Source organism: Dechloromonas sp. ARDL1 (assembly GCF_051122455.1).
GTDB lineage: Bacteria > Pseudomonadota > Gammaproteobacteria > Burkholderiales > Rhodocyclaceae > Azonexus.
This window is the reverse complement of sequence record NZ_CP168939.1, coordinates 1,364,282-1,385,514: the sequence shown is the minus strand read 5'-3', so window position 1 is coordinate 1,385,514 and position 21,233 is coordinate 1,364,282. Positions and strand designations below refer to the sequence as shown.

Below are 21,233 nucleotides of genomic sequence, written 5' to 3'. Positions count from 1 at the left end.
GCGATGAGCTTCGATGCCAAGGCCTTTCTGGCCACCCTGACCGAACTCCCAGGTGTTTATCGCATGCTCGGAGACGGCGGCAGCGTTCTCTATGTTGGCAAGGCGAAGAACCTGAAGAAGCGGGTTTCATCGTATTTCCGCGAAAATCTTTCCAGTCCGCGCATTGCGCACATGGTCAGCCAGATTGCGCGTATCGAAACGACACCGACGCGCACCGAAGCCGAGGCGCTGCTGCTTGAAAACAACCTGATCAAGTCGCTGTCGCCACGCTACAACATCCTGTTCCGAGACGACAAATCCTATCCCTATATTGTCCTGAGCAAAGGAAAATATCCTAGGCTGGGGTTCTTTCGCGGCAATCCGGACCGCAGGGCCGATTATTTCGGCCCCTATCCATCTTCCTGGGCCGTTCGCGACAGCATCCAGTTGCTGCAGAAGATGTTTCGCCTACGGACCTGTGAGGAAAGCGTATTTGCCAACCGCTCACGACCTTGCCTGCTCTACCAGATCAAGCGCTGTAGCGGCCCATGCGTTGGCTACATTGGACAAGACGATTACGCGGCAGATGTTCAGACAGCGGCCATGTTCCTGCTGGGCAAGCGGCAGGAGGTTACGCGCCGCCTAACCAAGGCTATGGAAGATGCTTCCGGCCGCCTAGCATTCGAGCAGGCGGCTATTTTTCGCGATCAGATTCAATCCCTGCATCAGGTTCAGGAAAAGCAGTTCGTTTCCAGCAGCAAGGGGGAAGACGTTGATATCCTTGTCGCCCTGAAGGAGGCCGGGCAGTTGTGCGTCAATCTGGCCATGATTCGCGGCGGACGCCACCTGGGAGATCGCCCTTTTTTTCCCAGTAACGTGGGAGACTCGGACGCGGCAGATGCGTCAGCTGCATTCATTCGTCAGCACTACGCGGCGCATCCCGTCCCTATGCGCATCCTGGCCCACCCTTTACCGGCAGAAGATGAAGGGGGGGGCAGCGAGGCCGCGTTAGCAGAGTTTGCCGGTCGTGCTGTTCCCATCCAATCGCCCCGAACAGTCTCCCAAAGAACCTGGGTCGAGATGGCGATGCAAAACGCACGTTTGGCCATTCTGGCGCGAAATCAAGTCAGCGCCCAGCAAGAGGCCCGTCTCGCAGCGCTTCAGGAGGCGCTGCAGCTTGCAGAGCCCATCTTGCGCATCGAATGCTTTGATATCAGCCATACCATGGGCGAGGCAACCGTTGCCTCCTGCGTGGTCTATGAAGGTAATCGCATGAAAAAAAGCGATTACCGCCGTTTCAACATCCGGGATATCCAACCCGGTGACGACTATGCCGCGATGCGCCAAGCTGTCAGTCGACGGTACGACAACCTCGCATCTGGCGAGGGCAGGGCACCTGACCTGATCCTCATCGATGGTGGCAAAGGGCAGGTTGCCTCGGCATTTTCGGCGCTCGCTGACCTTGGGTTGTCCCATCTGCCGATGGTGGGGGTCGCAAAGGGTGAAGAGCGCAAGGCCGGTCTGGAAACGCTTATTTTTCCGGAAGGGCGTGAGCCGCTACAATTGGCGCCCGATCATTCTGCGTTGCATCTAATTCAGGAAGTCCGTGATGAGGCTCACCGTTTTGCCATAACCGGGCACAGGGCGCAACGTGGCAAGGCCAGAAAAACCTCCAGACTGGAATCGCTGCCCGGCGTAGGCCCGGCCCGACGCAAAGCCCTGATCGCCCGATTTGGTGGTTTGCCTGGGGTGCTCGCAGCAAGCGCCGAGCAACTGGCCGAGGTTCCCGGAATCAGCAGGGAATTGGCCGAGAACATATATTCCGCATTACACTGAAGCATGCCTTTCAATCTGCCTATCCTGCTTACCTGGCTTCGTATCGTAGCGATTCCGCTATTGATCGCGGTCTATTACCTGCCCACTGCCTGGGCCTCCTCTTACGAGCGCGACCTGATAGCAACCGTTCTGTTTTGTTCTGCCGCAGTGACCGACTGGGCTGACGGCTATTTGGCGCGGAAACTGAATCAGACATCCGCCTTCGGCGCGTTTCTCGATCCAGTAGCCGACAAGCTGATGGTGGCAGCGGCGCTCATCATCCTGGTTCAACTGGGTAGGGCTGATGCCATTGTCGCCATGATCATCATCGGCCGCGAAATTACCATCTCGGCCTTGCGCGAATGGATGGCCAAGATCGGGGCATCGAAAAGCGTCGCCGTTTCCATGCTTGGCAAGATCAAGACCACCGCCCAAATGCTCGCACTGCCCATGCTTCTCTACTACGCCCCGTTGGCTGGCCTCGATATGAAAGTCATCGGTAACTGGTTGATCTGGATAGCAGCCTTGCTGACACTCTGGTCCATGGGATATTACCTACGCATGGCCTGGCCCGAAATTGCCAGGCGGAGTGCAGAAAAGTAGAGAAACAATGTTGACATTCCCCGTGGATGGCCTATAATGCGCGCTCTGTTTGACGCGGCAGTAGCTCAGTTGGTAGAGCGCAACCTTGCCAAGGTTGAGGTCGAGAGTTCGAGACTCTTCTGCCGCTCCAAGTTTTCGAAGAAAAGCTAGGGCTTTTCTGTGTGTAGTAAGCAGTAACGCAAAGTTTGTTTGTAGGCGGCGCGGTAGCAAAGCGGTTATGCACCGGATTGCAAATCCGTGTAGGTCGGTTCGACTCCGGCCCGCGCCTCCAAGAAATACGCGGCAGTAGCTCAGTTGGTAGAGCGCAACCTTGCCAAGGTTGAGGTCGAGAGTTCGAGACTCTTCTGCCGCTCCAAAATCGATAAAAGGGAAAGCGCAGGTCGCTTTCCCTTTTTCGTATCGGGGTGCCAATAACAATCTGATCGGCACGCCGGCCCGGGTGGTGAAATTGGTAGACACAAGAGACTTAAAATCGACTGCCAACCGCCTTGAAACCCGCATAGATACAAGAACATCTTGAAATAAATCTGATTTGTGTGCATTATTTGTGCAACACAAGAGATTTTGAGGTGTTCTAAAATGAGTATCTACCAGACCCCAGCCGGCAAATGGCGTGTTCAGGTTGGTAGCGGTGACAACCGTAAAACCAAGGTCTTCAATACCAAGCGTGAGGCCGACCGCTGGCAGGTTGAACAAGAAAAAGAACGCGAAGGCATCAGCCCAACAACCTGGGGGGATCTTGCCGATGATTATTTCAACAGTAGTAGGTTCTTCGAGAAATCAGAGAAGACACAACCTGTCGAAATTAAGGCCTCTAACAGGCTGCTGAAATACTTCCCCATCCTGTCGACGAAACAGCGGGTTTGATCGTTATAGAGATTCACCGAGATTACCGAGAGCACAAAGCGGATCATGCGCGGAGCCGACACCTTCACCGAGAGTTTGTTTACGATGCGTCGCCTGGACGACTTTGTGCCGGCGCAGCACCCGTTGCGGCCGATCCGGGCGATGGTGAATCGGGCGCTCAAGGATATCGAACCCCTGCTCAGCGGCATGTATGCCGCCGACGTCAAAGGCGGTCGCCCCAGCATTGCCCCGGAGAAACTCCTGCGTGCCATGCTGCTGCAAATCTTCTACAGCATTCGCTCGGAACGGCAATTGATGGAGCAGACCCAGTACAACCTGCTCTTTCGCTGGTTCATCGGCCTATCGATGGACGATGCAGTCTGGGTGCCCACCGTCTTCACCAAGAATCGCGAACGCCTGATTGCCCACGATGCCGTGATCGAACTCTTCAATGCGGTACTGGCCATTGCCGAGAAGCAGAACTGGCTATCAGGCGAACATTTCAGTGTCGACGGCACGCTCATCCAGGCTTGGGCGGGACACAAGAGTTTCCTGCGCAAGGACGGCGGAGATGATGAAGGCGGCGGCAATTTCAAGGGCCAGTCACGCAGCAATGACACCCACGCCTCACGTACCGACCCGGATGCCCGACTGTACCGCAAGGGCAATACCGCCAGTGAGTTGCGCTACATGGGACACACCTTGAGCGACAACCGCCACGGACTCATTGCCAGTGCGGTCGTGACCACGGCCGATGGCTATGCCGAGCGGGAAGTTGCCAAGGCCCTGATCGCCGATGCCCGCCAAGTCGCCGGCGAAACGGCTGAAATCACCCTCGGCGCGGACAAGGGCTACGATGCCCAGGAATTCATTGCGGCACTCATCGAACTGAATGTCATTCCCCATGTGGCGCAGAACACCAGCCATCGCCGTTCTGCCGTGCCGGACGACATTGCCGGCAGTGACGGTTACGCGATCTCCCAGCAAAAGCGCAAACTCATCGAACAGGGATTCGGCTGGGCCAAGTTCATTGGGCCGATACGCCAGGTGATGGTGCGCGGACTGGAGAAGGTCGATCAGTTGTTCGTGCTGACCATGGCCGCCTACAACCTGACGCGCATGCGCTCCTTGGGAGCAATCCGTCCGCTGGGGGCAATATGATAGGAAAACACCTCGGAATCCCTGTAAAACACGTGCGAACGACCGAAAATCCGCTTCGCCTTACGAAAAACGACTCCGTTCCATGCCACCGTCTGCAGTTGCAGGGCGGTATTTCAGCAGCCTGCTAAGCCCGTTCTAGCGCATTTCTCTACGCTCTTGGTGGCTACCACTACCGCAGACGAAATAGACGCCTACAAAGAGGAACGGCTGTTTACGGTCAGTCCTAGAACTAAGCGCAAACTATCAGGTAACACAGTTCGCCTTGAACTTGCGTTTCTATCGACATTAATCAATATCGCACTTCGCAAGCGCATCATTACAAGCAGCCCATTGACACTTGTAGAGATGCCCAAATGCAATGAACGCGATGTACGCATTAATGACTCAGAGCTAGCAATTATCTTTGAGACATTGAACGCGATGGCAGGGCTTCAAGAAAATGTACATCTAACATATTTCAGTCTGTTATTTGCTATTGGTTGTAGGCCGTCTGAGCTTGCTGAACTCACATATGCCGATGTAAGCATAAAGAACCGTCAGATAAGGTTTAGGCGCACAAAAAATACAAAGTCCAGAACTGTGCCTATTGCCCATGGTGACTTTAGGTTGTTGATTGAATGGCTTCGGCGTAAGGATAGACCGGATATGGATGAATGCCCTTGGATATTTCCTTGTATGAAGCGTTCGGGCGAGTGGTCATCGTATGATTTCAGTAATTCATGGAAGACCATTAAGAAAAAATGCGGCAAATTAATTAATTCTGGCATCAGTCCGCACGCGTTTAGACACGAACGCATATCTAGATGGTTTGAGCAAACTGATATGAACGAGGGTCAAATTATGGAATTATCTGGACACTTGACCGCTGCGGCATTGAATAGATATAGGCATATCAGGGCTGAAAACTTCCGTGGACATATTGAGATTTTACGGAATAAAGATGAGGCCAATATGATTGATGCCTTCAAAGAAGTGTACAAGAACGGCAAACCAACAGAACGCCCTAGCTTCGATGATGAATTGCGGATGTTCTGGAATGATGCAAAAGATGAGCTACTTGAAAAATAGCTTATATGCAATTTTTGATGATTTCTTAAGGAAAGTCTGCATAAGTGACCGTTATGCAGCGTGATTTGAGAAAATGACGGCATTGTCATTGCGTTGATGAGACAGATGAAATCGATGAAGCAACTGAGCCTGGCTGAGACGGGTTTCCTGCCGAAAGCGGGCAAGCAAACCCGAAAGGCGGTGTTCCTGGCGGAGATGGAAACGGTTGTTCCATGGTCTCGCCTGGAAGCACTGATCGAACCGTTCTACCCAAAGAAGGGAAACGGTCGGCCACCGATGCCGTTGGGCACGATGTTGCGGATTCACTTCATGCAGCAATGGTTTGGCTACTCTGATCCGGCGATGGAAGAGGCGCTGCACGACGTTCCGCTGTTGCGGCGCTTTGCTGGGTTGGATGCCTTCGAAGACGTGATGCCGGACGAAAGCACGATTCTGCGCTTCCGGCATCTGCTGGAGAAGCATGATCTGGCGGTCGCGATTTTCGCTGAGGTCAATGCTGTATTGTCGGAGAAAGGCCTGTCGATGAAGCGCGGTACGGTCGTCGATGCCACGCTGATTGCGGCGCCCAGTTCGACCAAGAACGAGGACAAGAAACGCGATCCGGAAATGACGCAGACCAAGAAGGGCAATCAGTGGCACTTCGGCATGAAGGCGCACATTGGCGTCGATGCTGAGAGCGGCTTGATTCACACCGTGGAATGCACGACGGCAAAGGTCGCGGACATCACGATGATGGAAGCCTGCCTGCACGGGGAAGAAACGCTGGTCTTGGGCGATCGTGGCTATCACAAGAAGAATCGAACCCTCGACGACTTCGAGAAGGAGGGCGATCTGTCTGTCCTGACGCCGACCAAGAAGCCGGCGGGTGGTGCGCTGAGCAAAGAGCAGAAGGCTTTCAACCGGATGCTGTCGGCGGCACGGGCGATTGTTGAACACCCCTTCCGGGTGGTGAAGCGGCAGTTTGGCTTTGTGAAGGTTCGCTATCGTGGTCTGGCGAAGAATACCGGGCAGATTGTCACCCTGTTTGCGCTGACCAATCTGTGGCTGGCACGCAAGCGATTGATGCCTTTGATGGGCGAGGTGCGCCCGTGAAGCGCGAAATGCAGAGGAGAACCTCTGCATTTCATGGCCAACGGTCGAAAATCGCCTGTTTTTCATGTTTTTTTTATGACAGCCTGCGCCAAAGCAGTGGGTTGTTCAGAGAATCCTTAATGTGTGCTGCAGCATCGCAGAAGCATCAGCTTTTTGGGAACGGGGGCTGGTCTATCTGGCCAATAGCAGCCGCTCGCAATTCCCTTTGCATAGTGATATGATGACAGCTTTCGACCTACAACTAGACTTCAGCCAAGCACAAATCAAAATATATTGACATGGGCACTTCAAGATATAACAGGTGGCAGGGGCTGGCTATTTCTCAGTTCTCGGTGGCGATAGCTCTTATTTCCGGTTGGTCTTTATCCGGTCTCGGTGTTTGCTTTGCGCTAGTTCAAAGTGATAAATTAATCATAACGGAAATGGTTAAGCCTTTTTTATTGGCAGCATTTATCTGTTTTTTTGTGGCAGCGATTTTTTGTTGTATAGCCGTACTCACGAGAACCATCGATTTTCGGCTTACGGCAAGAAAAATCAGACTAAAAGAATATCCTGAATACAAAAATAAACTAACGATATTCCTAATTGATTCAAATCAGTATGGGAAGTTGTCTTGGGCGTCGTTTTGGCTTAGTTTTGTATCATTCTTAACAGGAGGTGCCGCAATTGCGGTATCCGTATTCCATTTATTTAGTGGAAAATTAACTTAACCGAATAATATAAATGAAAGCAAATTCAGCGCTTGCAACTATGCTAATGGTTGCCCTTTTGGGATTTTGCCTAACGTCTCATGCCGCTAATTTTTCTGTTACCTGCCCTAAAAGTAACGAATTAGATGTTGGCTGCTGGATAGATTTGCACGGAGAAATTATTGAAGGCGATGCAAATAAACTGCTGGCCATTGTTTCATCAAAACCAAAGTCAACAGATATTTATCGCTGGCTGGTACTGGACTCACTCGGAGGTGATGTTGCCGAGGCGCTTAAACTAGCCAAAGTTGTTCGGGATTCCATGTTAAGAACCCAAAATTTTTCCGCAGCCCCTCGTTATGAAAACTCTGGAGAACGTGTATATGTATGCGCTAGTTCGTGTGTAATAGGGAAACTCTGCATAAGCGCCCATCATGCAGCGCAATTTGAGAAAATGACGGCATTGTCATTGAGTTGGTGAGGCAGATGAATCTGATGAAGCAACTGAGCTTGGCTGAGACGGGATTTTTGCCGAAAGCCGGCAAGCAAACCCGCAAGGCAGTGTTCCTGGCGGAGATGGAAACAGTGGTGCCGTGGTCGCGTCTTGAGGCGCTGATCGAGCCGTTCTATCCGAAGAAGGGAAACGGTCGTCCGCCGATGCCGTTGGGCACGATGTTGCGGATTCACTTCTTGCAGCAATGGTTTGGTTACTCCGACCCAGCAATGGAAGAAGCACTGCACGATGTTCCGTTGTTGCGTCGCTTTGCCGGACTGGATGCCTTCGAAGACGTGATGCCGGACGAAAGTACGATTCTTCGCTTCCGTCATCTGCTGGAGAAGCATGACCTGGCGGTGGCGATCTTTGCCGAGGTCAATGCCGTGCTGTCGGAGAAAGGCCTGTCGATGAAGCGCGGTACGGTGGTCGATGCCACGCTGATTGCAGCACCGAGTTCGACGAAGAACGAAGACAAGAAGCGCGATCCGGAAATGACGCAGACCAAGAAGGGCAATCAGTGGCACTTCGGCATGAAGGCGCACATTGGCGTCGATGCCGACAGCGGCTTGATACATACCGTTGAATGCACGACGGCCAAGGTCGCCGACATTGCGATGATGGAGAAGTGCCTGCACGGGGAAGAAGCCATTGCGCTCGGTGATCGCGGCTATCACAAGAAGAACCGGACGATTGACGCGTTCCAGAAGGAAGGCAATCTGTCTGTTCTGACACCGACCAAGAAGCCGGCTGGCGGCACGCTGACTGTGGAGCAGAAAGCGTTCAATCGGATGCTGTCCTCGGTGCGGGCAATTGTCGAACATCCGTTCCGAGTAGTGAAGCGCCAGTTTGGCTTTGTGAAAGTTCGCTACCGTGGTCTGGCGAAGAATACCGGGCAAATCGTGACGTTGTTTGCGCTGGCCAATTTGTGGATGGCGCGCAAGCGATTGTTGCCCTTGCTGGGCGAGGTGCGCCCGTGAAACGTGAAATACAGGGAAAACTCCCTGGATTTCCCGGTCAACGGTCGAAAATCGCCTATTTCTCATCGCTTTTATGACGACCTACCAGTAAATGGCCGGTTGTTCAGAGAGTCCATAGTGGCAATGGCAGGTGTGGAAAGAGATTTTAGACTCCATAAAGGAGGAGGTGTAGGACTCCATCGGCCATTCATCAAAAATACAAGCATAACAAATATTCCTCCAAGTAAAATCGCAGAGCAACAGGCTTTTGCAATGCGTTCAGTTAGAGATTTTTTTGTTGCTGAACGAATGCCTCAACGACTAATCGACGAAATGATGAATCGCTCGTCCAGAGATATTTATTGGCTAACAATTGATGATTATATCGAGGTGCCACAAATGTCTGCCTGGTATGAGGAGATGTTAATTGCGCAATGCCAGTATAATCCATCGATTAATGAAAGGCAGGCAAAGGCTATTTTGAGCCGCAACAAGGCCGCAATTGATGCAGCGAGAAATGAGATGGTTGTAACTGCAGGGTGTGGCCGTGCATTAATAGGTCTTGCTCAGAAAAAATTGCAAGGTAGCTAATGCAAATTGGCATTTGCAAAACACAGCAAACAGGTGTCAGAGAAATGCAGCGCTGGCGCCAACAATAGATTGTTCCACTGGCCTATGAGCCTGACTTAGGAAAAGTCTAGCTCTAGACCGGGTATAATGGTTGGTACTGGCGTTATAATGATTGGCGTTGGATTCATGTAGTTGTGTATTACTTTCTTGTAATCTTCGATTTCAAAATCACAACGCGACACATGAATAGATAGAAGCTTGTCTTTTTCTATTTCTGTAGATGCCTCTTTTAATTTATCTGCTAACTTCTTGGCGTGTTTGCGTTTAATTAATTCTATATTAGATTTAATTGTTTCATCGCACATGCGCAAAGCCATTATTTTGACGCTGCCTGCGTGTGTTGATTCGCTACGAGCTGCACGCAATATAAATGCCAGTCCTGCACGTTCATTGGTTGGCGCTGTGGCTACTATATGATGTACTTGTGGATACTCGATTAGCTGCGATTGTTCTTCATCCATAGCGCGGTCTTTTGGCTTTCTCCACTCGCTAGGACATGGAATACCTAGTTTTGTGGCTAATTGACCTACATTCCATTTGTCACGACCTTGGATAGCCTTTGCTGCTCTAATCCAGTCATTACCGGCTAGAGAATCACCCAATCTATTTTTATCTAATAGTTGGAAAAGCGTTTGTAAGTCTCTCTTACTTTCGGTCTTGGTATCATAAGCGGCTACTTCTGCTGCAATCTCTTTTGCAATGTATCGTGCATCAAACTCGCCGTTTTTGCGTAGATTAACACCATGACCATTACACTTTAGGCCGAACTTCTTTAGGGCTGCTTTCCACTTCTTTAATGCAACTGCTTCAAATGCTTCAATATCTACGCCCGGTTTATATGTAAATAGGTCGTGCATGTGGATATGCAAGCCATTTAAGCCTACTGGCGATTCCATAGTTCTAATGCGCCCAAGGCTACCCATGGCGTCTAGGTTGTACTTTATTGACCTTCTGAACTCTGCGAGAGCTAGATAAAAATTAGATACAAACACTGACCAATCAATATCGCGCTTGTGGTGAGCTGTAAGTGTCAAAAGACCGATACTTAAACCGCGTCTATCAATCTCTGGTAAGAATATTTCTGTAATCCAGTCGCGCATGTGTGCCGCTTTGACACTTGAACAATGGGCGCATAGATGGGCATTGCCGCAATGTGCAACATGAATCGCCCCGGGTTTCGTAGAGGCTCCGAGGTTTAAGTGCAGGCGGTCGTTGCCTGCACAAGGGATTGTGAATAGTACCGTTCCTCCGCCTCGGCGGGCGGGATGTTTCCGATGGGCTCGAGGAGTCGAGTGTGATTGAACCAAGTCACCCAAGTCAGGGTGGCCAGCTCCAGGGACTCGATGGTTTTCCAGGGGCCCCGGTGATAAACCAATTCGGCTTTGTAGAGGCCGTTGATGGTTTCAGCCAGGGCATTATCGTAAGAGTCGCCTTTGCTGCCGACAGAGGGCTCGATGCCTGCTTCGGCCAGCCGCTCGGTGTAGCGGATGGAAACGTACTGGCTTCCCCTGTCTGAGTGATGAATCAGTGCCCCGTCACGCTTGGGCTGTCGGTCATACAGCGCCTGCTCAAGCGCATCGAGGACAAAATCGGTACGCATTGACCTGCTGACACGCCAGCCGACGATACGACGAGCGAAGACATCAATCACAAAGGCGACATAGACAAATCCCTGCCAAGTAGAGACATACGTAAAATCAGAGACCCACAGTTGGTTCGGGCGCTCGGCCTTGAACTGGCGATTCACCCGATCCAGCGGGCAAGGCGTACGGGTGTCGCTGAAGGTCGTTTGCATGATCTTGCCGCGCCTGACGCCTTCCAGGCCAAGATGCTTCATCAGCCGTTCGACCGTGCAACGCGCCACGGGCGTTCCCTCACGGAGCAATTGCCGCCAAACCTTGCGGACACCATAGACTTGGAAATTGGCCTGCCAAACCCGTTGAATCTGAGGAATCAGCAATTCATCCCGTTGCGCCCTGGCGCTCCGCAGGGAAGGATTGCGTTGCCGGGCAGCGTGACGCCAATAGCCAGACGGGGCAACCTGCAATAGCTTGCAGAGCGGCTCGACCCCATATGTCTCCCGGTGCCGGTCAATAAATGTCCTCACTTCTTCTTGAGGCGGTCGAGCTCCGCCTGCGCGAAAAACGCACTGGCTAGCCGCAGAATTTCGTTGGCCTGACGGAGCTCCTTGTTCTCCCGCTCCAAGGCTTTCATACGCTCACGCTCATCGGTGGTTATCCCATCGCGCCGGCCCGTATCCACTTCATGTCGCTTGACCCAGTCATGCAACGTCTGGGCTGCGCAACCAATCTTCGGGGCTATCGATTCAATGGCTGCCCATTGCGACGGATGTTCTTTGCGGGCTTCTTGTACCAGCCTCACCGCACGTTCTCTGACTTCAGGGGAATATCTGTTTGATTTGCTCATCATGGCTCCATTCTCTCAGGTAATGGAGCCTCCTCAATTCCCGGGGCGATTCAACATCCCGCATGTTGGCGAATGTTCGGCCATCCTTTGTATTTACTTCAATGTATGCTGTATCTGGATTGTGGCTATTGTGAGCTTTTGCGCGTCTGCATAGCTTCAAGCCGTCGCCAAGTAGATTTTCTTTTGTTTCGGCATAGTGCTGATTTAGTAATCTAGCTGCTTGTTGTTGTCTGTTTGCTGTTCTGTAGTTCATGGGTTGGGTCCTCTGTTCAGTTACAAAACTGAAGAACTCTTACCCGATGTTCCTTCACTACACTTGACTATTTTATATTAATCATTAAAATAATAAATGAAAGAGATTGATTGCATGTTGGGTTGCTTTCAGTCTTGAGTAATTCAAACTGCTAATTTGAATTACTCCGAATACATTACTATACATTTTCAATGTAGTCAATATAACCAGGGTGTAAAAACCTCGGTTTTTTTGCGTCCGTATTTTATGTAATTCTATCTGGTTGTGGATTATATAAGTATTTATAGATGATTTTTATTTTTTTGAAAAACACGGAAAGCCTTGTTGTTGCTATCTGTGAGTGGTGTTTTTGAAAGTGTTTTTTATCCCTAATACAAATATTACCTAGGGCTGCTGCCCCCCAGAGGGTCCCCCCGCATGTATTAGGCGCTTTTGTGATTCTGGTTGATGCGATGTTGTGTAACTAAATTGCTTTCTTATTGACTGCGATACATCAAAGCAATATAGTTAATGAACATATTCCGGTATCTATCGTGCGGTACTTTAGATGCGTGAATATGTACGGGTGCAGGGTAGGGGTGTTAGTTAAATATCATCCCCACTTCTTTTGCTAGTACCGCCGTCATATAGATAGCCCGCTATCATTGCTATATCCAGACGACCTAGAACTATTCTGTGTATTCATCTGTTTGGCGTACTCTGCAAGCCTTCTACTCATATCACTTATATCAGGTTCTTTGGTAACTGGCTTATCAGGTGTCCAAGTTGGTTCTTCTGCTCGTTTGGCTGCTAGCTGGCGTTCTTTTTCATACGCAAATTCAGCTTGTTCACGAGTCATACCACCCTTGGTAATTAGATTAGTTATAGAGCGTTCGCGGCGTTTTACTTTATCTTCTTGTAAATCGACTGTAGCCACTGGTTGTTCGTCGCTGTGTCCTGCCCCAGTTTGTCCAACCGTTTGCTCATTAAAGCCATTTCTGCTGTTGTTGTCTGTTGCGGACTTGATACTTTGTTCGACAGATTCCACATACCGTATGCTAGTGCTAGGTTGATAACTAGGAGAACCCCCGACACTATCAAGGCTAGCGGCGATATGTCTATTATCGGTGCTGGTTGTACTGGTATTTTCGGAGCGTCCATCTTCACGGTTAGAGGCTCGTTGTCCCGTAACTTCTTGAGGTACGCTGCTAGGTCGTGCAAGTTCGTTTCTGTCTTCATGTCCGATGCTAGGACTAATTCCGTTATCTGCGACATTAGCGCCTTGTTCGATTCGGACGGTTTCGGTAAGTGCTTCTGTAACTCTAGTAAGTTCTTCTGTGATTCGAGTAAGTTCGCTAGCTGTGTTGATACTTGTTTCAACAACTGGTCGGTTTGCACTTTCTCTAGCTTTGAGTCCTGCGAGTTTTTGAAAATCTCTGCTGTGTTCATAATTAAGTTCCTTTTCTAAGTTAGCCCATTTGTATTTTTTTCCTAAGTCTGACGCTTTAATAAAACCGTCCATATCTTCTGTTGCAAACGAAAGGCCATTTACCTTGGTGGCATTCATATTTGGTTTGATACGGATGTGGTACTGCTCTGCAAGTTCTAAGAACTTATCAAACTGATTATTACTTTCGGTATATGCGCGTGCTAATCTACCAGCTAAGTCCATACTATCTGAAAGAATCCCTTTATCTTTCAATAGATGAACTTCCGCATTACTTGGGCGCTTGACTTGTGATTGTCTATGTTCGCCTTCATGCATCATTGCTTTACGATGTTGCACTCGTTCTAGGCCGTATTCAATTTCTAGTTTCTCGTTGGTTAGTTCCCATTGACGATAATCACGAACCTTTGTTTTATTTCCGTGTTCATCGGTCAATGTTGAACCGTCCCAAATCTTTCCGTGGCTATCTACCATCGCTGCGGCAAAATGAACATGCAAACACTCCGTATCGCCATGTAGTGATAAGAACATAGGGCGGTCATCACTCATGGTCATACCGATTCCCCGTTTGCACACGGCTAATATTTTCCTTGTGTCTAGGTATCGCTCTCCGGTGTGCGACTCTGTATAGAACTGTTCTTTGTCGGCCTTGGTAAAACTAAATTCACCAAGCAACGCTGGACAGGCGGGTGCTTTCTTTCCCGGTCGATGTTCGTTGTTCCAATCCATAATTTGATTGGTAATGTCATGCGAGGTGGCGTTATGCTCAACATCCGGTCCAATGCTTATATACTGTGTATCAATATCTAATACACGCTCGCCGGCTTGGTAGTGTTGATTTTCTTTTTCTTCTTTTGGTGCCAATGTGTAACGGACATATCTTTGAATATCACTGGCCGTTTTGGCTCTGTGAATATTCGTTATCATAGCTGTCCTTTAATTACATCAATCTGGCTGTAGATGTCATTGAGTCTGCTTGTCAAGCCACCAACGTTTATCAAGCCTGCCTTGTGTGCTTCGTTTGCAATCTTGGTTAGTTGATTTAGATTGTTCCCGATTGCTGTCAGTTGGCGTAATAATTCTTCGGTTACTCTTGGATTTGGAACTTTGATTGTTGCACCGTCTAGAATTGCTTTAATTAGTTGGCTTTTGCCTAGCTGTGTTTCCTCTGTCATCTGGTCAAACTTCTCCATTGTCGAACCGGGTAACCGGATGCTGACGACAAAGCCTTTGGTCTTTTCGTAATATTCTTTATTGCGGTTTGGCTTAGCCTTCTGTTGTTCGTTTTGTGTAGTCATTGTCTTATCCTCCGATATATTTTAGTTTTAAGTATGCGAAGCATCAGGGGGACCCGTGGAGCGTTAGCGAGATGGGGGCGCTAGGGACTGACGAAATGAGCGCAGCGATTGTAGTCAGTTCCTATTGGTGCCTATCATCGTATATAAATATAAATACAAATCTCGTAACATCCACAAGTTAAACCTAATGCTTTAACATGCTATGTGAATTTAATATATCAAAATGTAGTCAGTAATTCAACTAATTAGCGAAATATATTTAAACATAACCTAATCTATATTTCCGGGATAACCGATATATAGATATAACCTAAGTAATTAAGGCGTGTGGTTTATTGCCGATGGGTTGCGGCGTGCAGTGCTGACTACACCGGGGAGGGCGCATAGGCCAAAGTGAAAATCTTTGTTAGGTTCGTGTTTGGCTTGCTTGCAAACAAACAGGAATCAGACAAGTGAAGCGCGTCAGTATCCGTATTGCAACTTCTACATAGCAGGTGTAAAGTTCTGACGACTTAACTTTCTAGTGAGAGGGTGTGTGATATGTCCAAGACTTACAAGGAACTGATTAAAGATAGGGAAGCGTTAGATAAAGACATTGCAAACGCTCTTGTAACAGAAAAACCTGCGGCTATAGCATCTGTTCTTGAAACCATTAAAGCATTTAATCTAACTGCGGAAGAGTGTGGTTTTAAGTTACCTGCACCAAAGAAGAAGGCATCAAAAGCTACTGATAAACCCGATGGCCGTAGCGCACCCAAACAAGCAAAGTATCGGAACCCCAAGAACCCTAATGAAACTTGGACTGGCCTTGGGGCTACATCCAAACGGCCTATATGGGTCAGGGAGCATTTGGAGGCTGGCGGGAAGCTCGAAGACCTCTTGATTCAGAAGTAACGAGTGGGGCGGGGGGGGGGGGCTGTGCTACAATCCTGCCCCGTTGCTCGTGTGCAGTTTTGTGTGCAGTTGTGTGCATGGTGTGCAGCGCAAAAGACAACACGCTAATGTAAGTTACTGTTTTATAAGTGCCCGGGTGGTGAAATTGGTAGACACAAGAGACTTAAAATCTCTCGGCCTCTGGCTGTACGGGTTCGATTCCCGTCCCGGGCACCATCCATCCTGTTTTAGATAGTGCTCTTTAGTAGGCAAATCCTCGGGGCCAATACGACAATCGGGCGATGAGATGGCTTACTCCAGATTCGCTCCTGACGAACTTGCAAGCACACCGAAATGATTATTTACGACCTTAGCTGCGATAACAATCATAAATTCGAAGGTTGGTTTCGCAGCGTAGACGACTTCAAGCGACAGCTCGAGGGACACCAGATTGTTTGTCCGCAATGCGATAGCGACGCCATTCGGCGCATACCATCCGCCGTGGCAATTTCATCTAGCGCTGGCAATCAAAGCGAAGCCGCAGTCAGTTCAGCAAGTGAGTCCGTAAGTACTGCACTTATGCCTGTAGGCACTCAAGCAATGGCTCTGTATCGTCAATTGGTTCAGACAATTATTGCCGGTAGCGAAGATGTTGGACACTCCTTCGCAGAAGAGGCGAGGAAAATACATTACAACGAAGCCCCAGAAAGAGCTATTCGCGGCCACGCTAGTGCAGATGAGTGTGATGCTCTCCGAGATGAGAGTCGGGTGACACAATTTTGCCCTTTCAAGGTGCGTACTAAGTGACTGATTTTAAGTTGTGACCCGTTGCTTACGGAGCTGATTTCAGGCCACAACTTCCACCACAATCCAGTCCCCCAGTCTTGGCAAGGCCACAAATGAGCCCCGTAGCCTAAACATTTGGTCGCAAATTTATCCCTTGTCCGTAGGTAGTAGTCTCTTTGCGAGACAGAAAACTTTTCACGATAAACAACACGGGTGGTACTTCCGAGTTCGTGAAAATTTCATCCGACTACGGCGTGCAAAGTATCAGACAACTACAAAGTAGAGTTGATGTTCCCCGGTTGCTGTATTCGCGACCCGGATCACTCCAACTGGAAAATAACTCCGGTTCCTCCAGCATCCAAGTCGGTTTGCCCACTGATCAACTGCGGTGAGCCATTGTAGGTTAGGGACTCTCTGAACAACCGGCCATTTACTGGTAGGTCGTCATAAAAGCGATGAGAAATAGGCGATTTTCGACCGTTGACCGGGAAATCCAGGGAGTTTTCCCTGTATTTCACGTTTCACGGGCGCACCTCGCCCAGCAAGGGCAACAATCGCTTGCGCGCCATCCACAAATTGGCCAGCGCAAACAACGTCACGATTTGCCCGGTATTCTTCGCCAGACCACGGTAGCGAACTTTCACAAAGCCAAACTGGCGCTTCACTACTCGGAACGGATGTTCGACAATTGCCCGCACCGAGGACAGCATCCGATTGAACGCTTTCTGCTCCACAGTCAGCGTGCCGCCAGCCGGCTTCTTGGTCGGTGTCAGAACAGACAGATTGCCTTCCTTCTGGAACGCGTCAATCGTCCGGTTCTTCTTGTGATAGCCGCGATCACCGAGCGCAATGGCTTCTTCCCCGTGCAGGCACTTCTCCATCATCGCAATGTCGGCGACCTTGGCCGTCGTGCATTCAACGGTATGTATCAAGCCGCTGTCGGCATCGACGCCAATGTGCGCCTTCATGCCGAAGTGCCACTGATTGCCCTTCTTGGTCTGCGTCATTTCCGGATCGCGCTTCTTGTCTTCGTTCTTCGTCGAACTCGGTGCTGCAATCAGCGTGGCATCGACCACCGTACCGCGCTTCATCGACAGGCCTTTCTCCGACAGCACGGCATTGACCTCGGCAAAGATCGCCACCGCCAGGTCATGCTTCTCCAGCAGATGACGGAAGCGAAGAATCGTACTTTCGTCCGGCATCACGTCTTCGAAGGCATCCAGTCCGGCAAAGCGACGCAACAACGGAACATCGTGCAGTGCTTCTTCCATTGCTGGGTCGGAGTAACCAAACCATTGCTGCAAGAAGTGAATCCGCAACATCGTGCCCAACGGCATCGGCGGACGACCGTTTCCCTTCTTCGGATAGAACGGCTCGATCAGCGCCTCAAGACGCGACCACGGCACCACTGTTTCCATCTCCGCCAGGAACACTGCCTTGCGGGTTTGCTTGCCGGCTTTCGGCAAAAATCCCGTCTCAGCCAAGCTCAGTTGCTTCATCAGATTCATCTGCCTCACCAACTCAATGACAATGCCGTCATTTTCTCAAATTGCGCTGCATGATGGGCGCTTATGCAGAGTTTCCTTAGGTTGAATCGAATTTTGTTTGCAAAAGCCGACGAGTGTTTGATTCCACTCTTTGGCAATTTCGAGCGCTGCTAACCATGAAGCCCCCAAAACGCCCTCCATGATGGCAATGCTGCTGAGTGAGAGTTCAACGGGTGGGCTCACCCCGGAAAAAAGGCCTGGAATTGCATTTCGGCAGAACTCCCATCGAGAATAAAAGTAAGCGTCGTCCCGAAGCCGTCTTGAAATCAGATTTTCAGGTCGTGTAAAGCGAGGCTAATGGCGACGACGTCCACGAATGCGGGATCGAAGGCATCGCCGTGCCATTCGGACATCGACTGGTGCTCGGGATGGTTGGGGTCGGTCATGGCTGCCACGAAGTCTGCGTAACCGGGCGCGCCACCGACATCTTCCGGAGGTGTGGCATTCGCGGCTTTCAGGAGCATGGCACGGTGGCTCAATTCGGGATCGCCTGGCAATTTCTTCTCGACCTTGACCCGGTGTTCCCAGTGATCGCCGAAGTCGTAGATGTACTTGAACGAACTCATGCCGCCCAAGGCGGTTTTGAGCTGGACTCGTGTCTCCGGGCGAACTGGCTCCCAATCGAATTCGGGGTCGGGAATGCCGAAGCGCTTGCCACCAAAGTCGAACTCGTGCAAGTGGTAATCGCACCAGCCGAAGGTGACTTGCAGGACCTGATGTAGATTGCCCAGCGTGATCGACTCCGGCACCAGGATGCGCCGCCAGATGGTCGGCTTGATCCAGGCCAGCTCAATCTTCAGTTGCAGCAGATCGGGAATCTTCTTGGCTCTGGGCTTCTTCAGCGCAATGACGTTACTCATTTCAGGCAGCTTTCTGTTCAACGGTGGCGTGATCGGGGTAAAGATTCCACGGGAGTAGCTCATGAATCCGATTGATCGGATGCTCGGCAATCCGGGTCAGGACTGTCCGCAAGTAAGCCTCGGGATCAATCCCATTGAGTTTCGCGCTACCGATCAGGCAATACATGCTGGCTGCGCGCTCGCCGCCGACATCCGAGCCGCCGAACAGGTAGTTCTTTCGCCCCAAAGCGACTCCGCGTAATGCACGCTCTGCCGCATTGTTATCGATCTCGATTCGGCCATCTGCGGCATAGCGGATCAACGCAGACCAGTGATTGAGCGCATAGCTGATTGCATCGGCAAGGCCGGATTTGCGTGATATCCGCTGGCGCTGAGCGTCGAGCCAGGCATGCATGATCTTGAGCAAGGGATAGGCTTGCACTTGACGAATGACCTGCCGCTCACCGGGCGATCGGCCACGGATTTGACTTTCGACGGCATACAGCTCGGCAATCTGGGCAATGGCCTCGGCCGCGATGGGCGAAGCCTGGGCCCGATAGACATCGACGAATTTGCGCCGGACGTGCGCCCAGCAGGCGGCTTCCTGAATCTTGCCAATCTCGTACAAGGCATCGAACCCGCTATAAGCATCGGCTTGCAGGATGCCGCGGAAGGATTTCAGATGATCACGGGGATGTTGTCCCTTGCGATCTTCCGAGTAGGCAAACCAGACTGCTGGCGGATCGCCACTTCCCGCTGGGCGATCATCCCGCACATACGTCCACAGCCTTGCGGTCTTGGTTCGCCCCTTGCCCGGCGCGAGCACTGGTAACGGTGTGTCATCGGCATGTACCTTGCTGCCGCCCAGGACATAACGCCGGATCGCATCCACCAGCGGCGAGAGCAAGTCATGGCAATGTCCAACCCATTCGGCCAGGAGTGCCCTGTCCAGGTCCAGACCGCTGCGTGCATAAATGGCGCTTTGCCGATACAGCGGCAAGTGATCGCAGAACTTACCGACCAGCACGTGAGCCAACAGGGCAGGACCGGCAAAGCCGCGGGGAATCGGACGGGCGGGGGCCGCCGCTTGGGCAATGTGATCACACCGGGTGCAGGCCAGTTTCGGCCGCACATGGCGAATCACTTTGAAACTGGCTGGCACGTACTCGAGCATTTCCGAAACGTCCTCACCGAGGTGCGTAAATTGCCCGCCACAATCCGGACAGCACTCTGCCGTCGGCATATGCGTCACCGTTTCGCGGGGCGCTGTTTCCGGGAAGGGCTTGCGGTTCCTGATTCGCGGCGTGTCGGCCGGTTTATCCGGCGCGGACGATATCGGCGAAGCCGGCGTGAGCGGCAGTGGCTCGAACGCCAGCCCAAGATCGAGTTGCCCCAATTGCGCCAGCGTTTCCGATTTCTGGCCAAAGTGCAGGCGACGATACTTGGCGACGAGCAGCTTCAGACGGGCGTTCTCCTCAAGCAGCCTTTCAACCTGCTGGCGCAGCTTATCGACTTCGCAGGAAGCCTGGCTGGTAGAGGATTGGTCTGGCTTGGGCATGACCGAAGTCTACGGGAATTCAGGGGCAGTGAACAGCCCCCGCAGGCCGGCTTTACGCCGCCCGCTCGGGCTGCCAGGTACGCGCAGGACGCCGCCAGTCGATCCCTTCCAGGAGCATGGCAAGTTGGGCTTTGCTCAGATGAACTCGCCCATCGGTGGCATTCGGCCAGATGAAGCGCCCGCGTTCGAGCCGCTTGGCAAACAGGCACAGACCATCGCCATCCCACCAGAGCAGTTTGACGAGGTCGCCGCGCCGGCCACGAAACACGAAGACGTGACCGCTGAATGGGTCTGCCGCCAATTGCTCCTGGGCAATGGCAGCCAGTCCATCAAAGCCACGGCGCATATCAGTCACGCCGGCCGCCAGCCAGATCTGCGTTCCTACCGGCAGTCCGATCATTCCCTGGACGCCAGGCAATCCAGTACCAGATGCAGTGCCGAGGCCGTGACATCGCCACACACACGAACGCTGGTCTGGCCCCGGACGATCTCGATATATCCCGCCGCCGCGGTGATCGTCGCCTTGGTGGCCTTTGTGTCGCCCGCCGGTTCTGCAATTACGGGCAGGAACAGGGGCTGAGGCTGTATCCCAACGGCCTTGGAGTCGCCCTGTATCTCGAACTGCCCCGCCCGATATTGCCGCCGCCACTTGAACACCATGTTCGTGTTCAGCCCGTACCGCAGCGCTAGCTTCGCCACCGACACCCCGGGCTCGCAAGCTTCCACGGCCAATCGGCGCTTGAATTCAAGCGGATAATTCGGCCGGCCACGCCGTCCGCCGCTAACAACCTCTGCTGTCTCCAAAATGATCCCCGCTACTTTGTTTGGCGGGCACCACTTTCTCTCTGTTTCAAACTATTCGCCAGACGGCCATGAAAGGACGCTTACGAA

22 protein-coding genes, 4 tRNA genes and 1 other annotated feature are annotated in these 21,233 nt (G+C 51.4%); of the genes, 16 read left to right on the top strand and 10 right to left on the bottom strand.

Annotated elements, in window-relative coordinates:
- Positions 1-3 precede the first annotated feature (3 nt).
- The 13 genes from uvrC (at position 4) to AB6Q56_RS06725 (ending at position 9,296) form a co-directional block, all read left to right on the top strand.
- Entirely contained in the window at positions 4-1,815 is a 1,812-nt protein-coding gene (gene uvrC, locus AB6Q56_RS06785; RefSeq protein ID WP_434516318.1) for an excinuclease ABC subunit UvrC, read from the top strand.
- 3 nt (positions 1,816-1,818) lie between these two features.
- Entirely contained in the window at positions 1,819-2,397 is a 579-nt protein-coding gene (gene pgsA / locus AB6Q56_RS06780; protein WP_434516317.1) for a CDP-diacylglycerol--glycerol-3-phosphate 3-phosphatidyltransferase, read from the top strand.
- Positions 2,398-2,451: 54 nt separating this feature from the next.
- Positions 2,452-2,527, top strand: a tRNA-Gly gene (locus AB6Q56_RS06775).
- A 67-nt stretch (positions 2,528-2,594) separates the two neighbouring features.
- Positions 2,595-2,668, top strand: a tRNA-Cys gene (locus AB6Q56_RS06770).
- Positions 2,669-2,676: 8 nt separating this feature from the next.
- A tRNA-Gly gene (locus tag AB6Q56_RS06765) sits at positions 2,677-2,752 on the top strand.
- A gap of 224 nt (positions 2,753-2,976) precedes the next feature.
- On the top strand, positions 2,977-3,264 hold the full coding sequence (locus tag AB6Q56_RS06760) for a hypothetical protein (protein ID WP_434516316.1): 288 nt from the start codon (positions 2,977-2,979) through the stop codon (positions 3,262-3,264).
- 45 nt (positions 3,265-3,309) lie between these two features.
- Positions 3,310-4,404, top strand: a complete 1,095-nt coding sequence (locus AB6Q56_RS06755; protein WP_046535740.1) for an IS5 family transposase — start codon at positions 3,310-3,312, stop codon at positions 4,402-4,404.
- Positions 4,405-4,563: 159 nt separating this feature from the next.
- A complete protein-coding gene (locus AB6Q56_RS06750; protein WP_434516315.1) occupies positions 4,564-5,472 on the top strand; it encodes a tyrosine-type recombinase/integrase in 909 nt (302 codons plus the stop codon).
- Between the two features lie 114 nt (positions 5,473-5,586).
- On the top strand, positions 5,587-6,564 hold the full coding sequence (locus tag AB6Q56_RS06745) for an IS5 family transposase (protein ID WP_434517136.1): 978 nt from the start codon (positions 5,587-5,589) through the stop codon (positions 6,562-6,564).
- Positions 6,565-6,842: 278 nt separating this feature from the next.
- Positions 6,843-7,274 (top strand): hypothetical protein, encoded by a 432-nt coding sequence (locus AB6Q56_RS06740; RefSeq protein WP_434516314.1) that lies wholly within the window; start codon positions 6,843-6,845, stop codon positions 7,272-7,274.
- Between the two features lie 13 nt (positions 7,275-7,287).
- A complete protein-coding gene (locus AB6Q56_RS06735) occupies positions 7,288-7,734 on the top strand; it encodes a hypothetical protein (RefSeq protein WP_434516313.1) in 447 nt (148 codons plus the stop codon).
- A gap of 14 nt (positions 7,735-7,748) precedes the next feature.
- The gene (locus tag AB6Q56_RS06730) at positions 7,749-8,726 is read left to right on the top strand and encodes an IS5 family transposase (protein WP_205231579.1); all 978 of its coding nucleotides are present in this window, start codon (positions 7,749-7,751) and stop codon (positions 8,724-8,726) included.
- Positions 8,727-8,729: 3 nt separating this feature from the next.
- Positions 8,730-9,296, top strand: coding sequence for a hypothetical protein (locus AB6Q56_RS06725; protein ID WP_434516312.1), 567 nt, complete (start codon positions 8,730-8,732; stop codon positions 9,294-9,296).
- Between the two features lie 95 nt (positions 9,297-9,391).
- Here AB6Q56_RS06725 and AB6Q56_RS06720 read toward each other — a convergent pair whose 3' ends face one another.
- The 5 genes from AB6Q56_RS06720 to mobC all read right to left on the bottom strand — a co-directional run bounded on the left by AB6Q56_RS06720 (position 9,392) and on the right by mobC (position 14,739).
- Complete coding sequence (locus AB6Q56_RS06720) at positions 9,392-10,435, bottom strand: hypothetical protein (protein ID WP_434516311.1); 1,044 nt, start codon at positions 10,433-10,435, stop codon at positions 9,392-9,394.
- Positions 10,436-10,530: 95 nt separating this feature from the next.
- Positions 10,531-11,762 (bottom strand): IS3 family transposase gene (locus tag AB6Q56_RS06715; protein WP_434517128.1). Its coding sequence is split into 2 segments (ribosomal slippage): positions 10,531-11,474 and positions 11,474-11,762, totalling 1,233 coding nucleotides; the frame shifts between segments, so codons are not numbered across the junction.
- Positions 11,368-11,484, bottom strand: a sequence feature (AL1L pseudoknot). Its footprint overlaps the gene before it by 117 nt.
- Positions 11,734-12,015, bottom strand: coding sequence for a hypothetical protein (locus AB6Q56_RS06710; protein WP_434516310.1), 282 nt, complete (start codon positions 12,013-12,015; stop codon positions 11,734-11,736). The genes AB6Q56_RS06715 and AB6Q56_RS06710 overlap by 29 nt, the downstream gene beginning before the upstream one ends.
- Before the next feature lie 622 nt (positions 12,016-12,637).
- A complete protein-coding gene (locus AB6Q56_RS06705) occupies positions 12,638-14,368 on the bottom strand; it encodes a relaxase/mobilization nuclease domain-containing protein (RefSeq protein WP_434516309.1) in 1,731 nt (576 codons plus the stop codon).
- On the bottom strand, positions 14,365-14,739 hold the full coding sequence (gene mobC / locus AB6Q56_RS06700; protein WP_434516308.1) for a plasmid mobilization relaxosome protein MobC: 375 nt from the start codon (positions 14,737-14,739) through the stop codon (positions 14,365-14,367). The genes AB6Q56_RS06705 and mobC overlap by 4 nt, the downstream gene beginning before the upstream one ends.
- A 540-nt stretch (positions 14,740-15,279) precedes the next feature.
- Here mobC and AB6Q56_RS06695 point away from each other — a divergent pair.
- The 3 genes from AB6Q56_RS06695 (at position 15,280) to AB6Q56_RS06685 (ending at position 16,419) form a co-directional block, all read left to right on the top strand.
- Positions 15,280-15,633 (top strand): H-NS family nucleoid-associated regulatory protein, encoded by a 354-nt coding sequence (locus AB6Q56_RS06695; RefSeq protein ID WP_434516307.1) that lies wholly within the window; start codon positions 15,280-15,282, stop codon positions 15,631-15,633.
- A gap of 130 nt (positions 15,634-15,763) precedes the next feature.
- Positions 15,764-15,849 (top strand) — tRNA-Leu (locus AB6Q56_RS06690).
- Between the two features lie 117 nt (positions 15,850-15,966).
- The gene (locus AB6Q56_RS06685) at positions 15,967-16,419 is read left to right on the top strand and encodes a DUF1178 family protein (RefSeq protein ID WP_434516306.1); all 453 of its coding nucleotides are present in this window, start codon (positions 15,967-15,969) and stop codon (positions 16,417-16,419) included.
- 500 nt (positions 16,420-16,919) lie between these two features.
- Here AB6Q56_RS06685 and AB6Q56_RS06680 read toward each other — a convergent pair whose 3' ends face one another.
- The 5 genes from AB6Q56_RS06680 to AB6Q56_RS06660 all read right to left on the bottom strand — a co-directional run bounded on the left by AB6Q56_RS06680 (position 16,920) and on the right by AB6Q56_RS06660 (position 21,068).
- A complete protein-coding gene (locus tag AB6Q56_RS06680) occupies positions 16,920-17,897 on the bottom strand; it encodes an IS5 family transposase (RefSeq protein WP_205231579.1) in 978 nt (325 codons plus the stop codon).
- A gap of 314 nt (positions 17,898-18,211) precedes the next feature.
- Positions 18,212-18,805, bottom strand: coding sequence for a plasmid pRiA4b ORF-3 family protein (locus AB6Q56_RS06675; protein ID WP_434513752.1), 594 nt, complete (start codon positions 18,803-18,805; stop codon positions 18,212-18,214).
- Position 18,806: 1 nt separating this feature from the next.
- Complete coding sequence (tnpC, locus tag AB6Q56_RS06670; protein ID WP_434513753.1) at positions 18,807-20,342, bottom strand: IS66 family transposase; 1,536 nt, start codon at positions 20,340-20,342, stop codon at positions 18,807-18,809.
- 52 nt (positions 20,343-20,394) lie between these two features.
- Positions 20,395-20,742, bottom strand: coding sequence for an IS66 family insertion sequence element accessory protein TnpB (gene tnpB / locus AB6Q56_RS06665; protein WP_434513754.1), 348 nt, complete (start codon positions 20,740-20,742; stop codon positions 20,395-20,397).
- Entirely contained in the window at positions 20,739-21,068 is a 330-nt protein-coding gene (locus AB6Q56_RS06660) for a transposase (RefSeq protein WP_434517123.1), read from the bottom strand. Before AB6Q56_RS06660 ends, tnpB begins: the two co-directional genes overlap by 4 nt.
- Between the last annotated feature and the right edge of the window lie 165 nt (positions 21,069-21,233).

What these genes read in the sequence shown, in the direction of transcription:
- AB6Q56_RS06760 (WP_434516316.1), top strand. Translation starts at nt 2,977, where the DNA reads ATGAGTATCTACCAGACCCCAGCCGGCAAATGGCGTGTTCAGGTTGGT.
- AB6Q56_RS06735 (WP_434516313.1), top strand. Translation starts at nt 7,288, where the DNA reads ATGAAAGCAAATTCAGCGCTTGCAACTATGCTAATGGTTGCCCTTTTG.
- pgsA (WP_434516317.1), top strand. Translation starts at nt 1,819, where the DNA reads ATGCCTTTCAATCTGCCTATCCTGCTTACCTGGCTTCGTATCGTAGCG.
- AB6Q56_RS06705 (WP_434516309.1), bottom strand. Translation starts at nt 14,368, where the DNA reads ATGATAACGAATATTCACAGAGCCAAAACGGCCAGTGATATTCAAAGA.
- AB6Q56_RS06675 (WP_434513752.1), bottom strand. Translation starts at nt 18,805, where the DNA reads ATGAGTAACGTCATTGCGCTGAAGAAGCCCAGAGCCAAGAAGATTCCC.
- AB6Q56_RS06680 (WP_205231579.1), bottom strand. Translation starts at nt 17,897, where the DNA reads ATGAAGCAACTGAGCTTGGCTGAGACGGGATTTTTGCCGAAAGCCGGC.
- uvrC (WP_434516318.1), top strand. Translation starts at nt 4, where the DNA reads ATGAGCTTCGATGCCAAGGCCTTTCTGGCCACCCTGACCGAACTCCCA.
- AB6Q56_RS06745 (WP_434517136.1), top strand. Translation starts at nt 5,587, where the DNA reads ATGAAGCAACTGAGCCTGGCTGAGACGGGTTTCCTGCCGAAAGCGGGC.
- AB6Q56_RS06730 (WP_205231579.1), top strand. Translation starts at nt 7,749, where the DNA reads ATGAAGCAACTGAGCTTGGCTGAGACGGGATTTTTGCCGAAAGCCGGC.
- tnpB (WP_434513754.1), bottom strand. Translation starts at nt 20,742, where the DNA reads ATGATCGGACTGCCGGTAGGAACGCAGATCTGGCTGGCGGCCGGCGTG.
- AB6Q56_RS06755 (WP_046535740.1), top strand. Translation starts at nt 3,310, where the DNA reads ATGCGCGGAGCCGACACCTTCACCGAGAGTTTGTTTACGATGCGTCGC.
- tnpC (WP_434513753.1), bottom strand. Translation starts at nt 20,342, where the DNA reads ATGCCCAAGCCAGACCAATCCTCTACCAGCCAGGCTTCCTGCGAAGTC.
- AB6Q56_RS06710 (WP_434516310.1), bottom strand. Translation starts at nt 12,015, where the DNA reads ATGAACTACAGAACAGCAAACAGACAACAACAAGCAGCTAGATTACTA.
- mobC (WP_434516308.1), bottom strand. Translation starts at nt 14,739, where the DNA reads ATGACTACACAAAACGAACAACAGAAGGCTAAGCCAAACCGCAATAAA.
- AB6Q56_RS06740 (WP_434516314.1), top strand. Translation starts at nt 6,843, where the DNA reads ATGGGCACTTCAAGATATAACAGGTGGCAGGGGCTGGCTATTTCTCAG.
- AB6Q56_RS06685 (WP_434516306.1), top strand. Translation starts at nt 15,967, where the DNA reads ATGATTATTTACGACCTTAGCTGCGATAACAATCATAAATTCGAAGGT.
- AB6Q56_RS06695 (WP_434516307.1), top strand. Translation starts at nt 15,280, where the DNA reads ATGTCCAAGACTTACAAGGAACTGATTAAAGATAGGGAAGCGTTAGAT.
- AB6Q56_RS06720 (WP_434516311.1), bottom strand. Translation starts at nt 10,435, where the DNA reads ATGCGCGACTGGATTACAGAAATATTCTTACCAGAGATTGATAGACGC.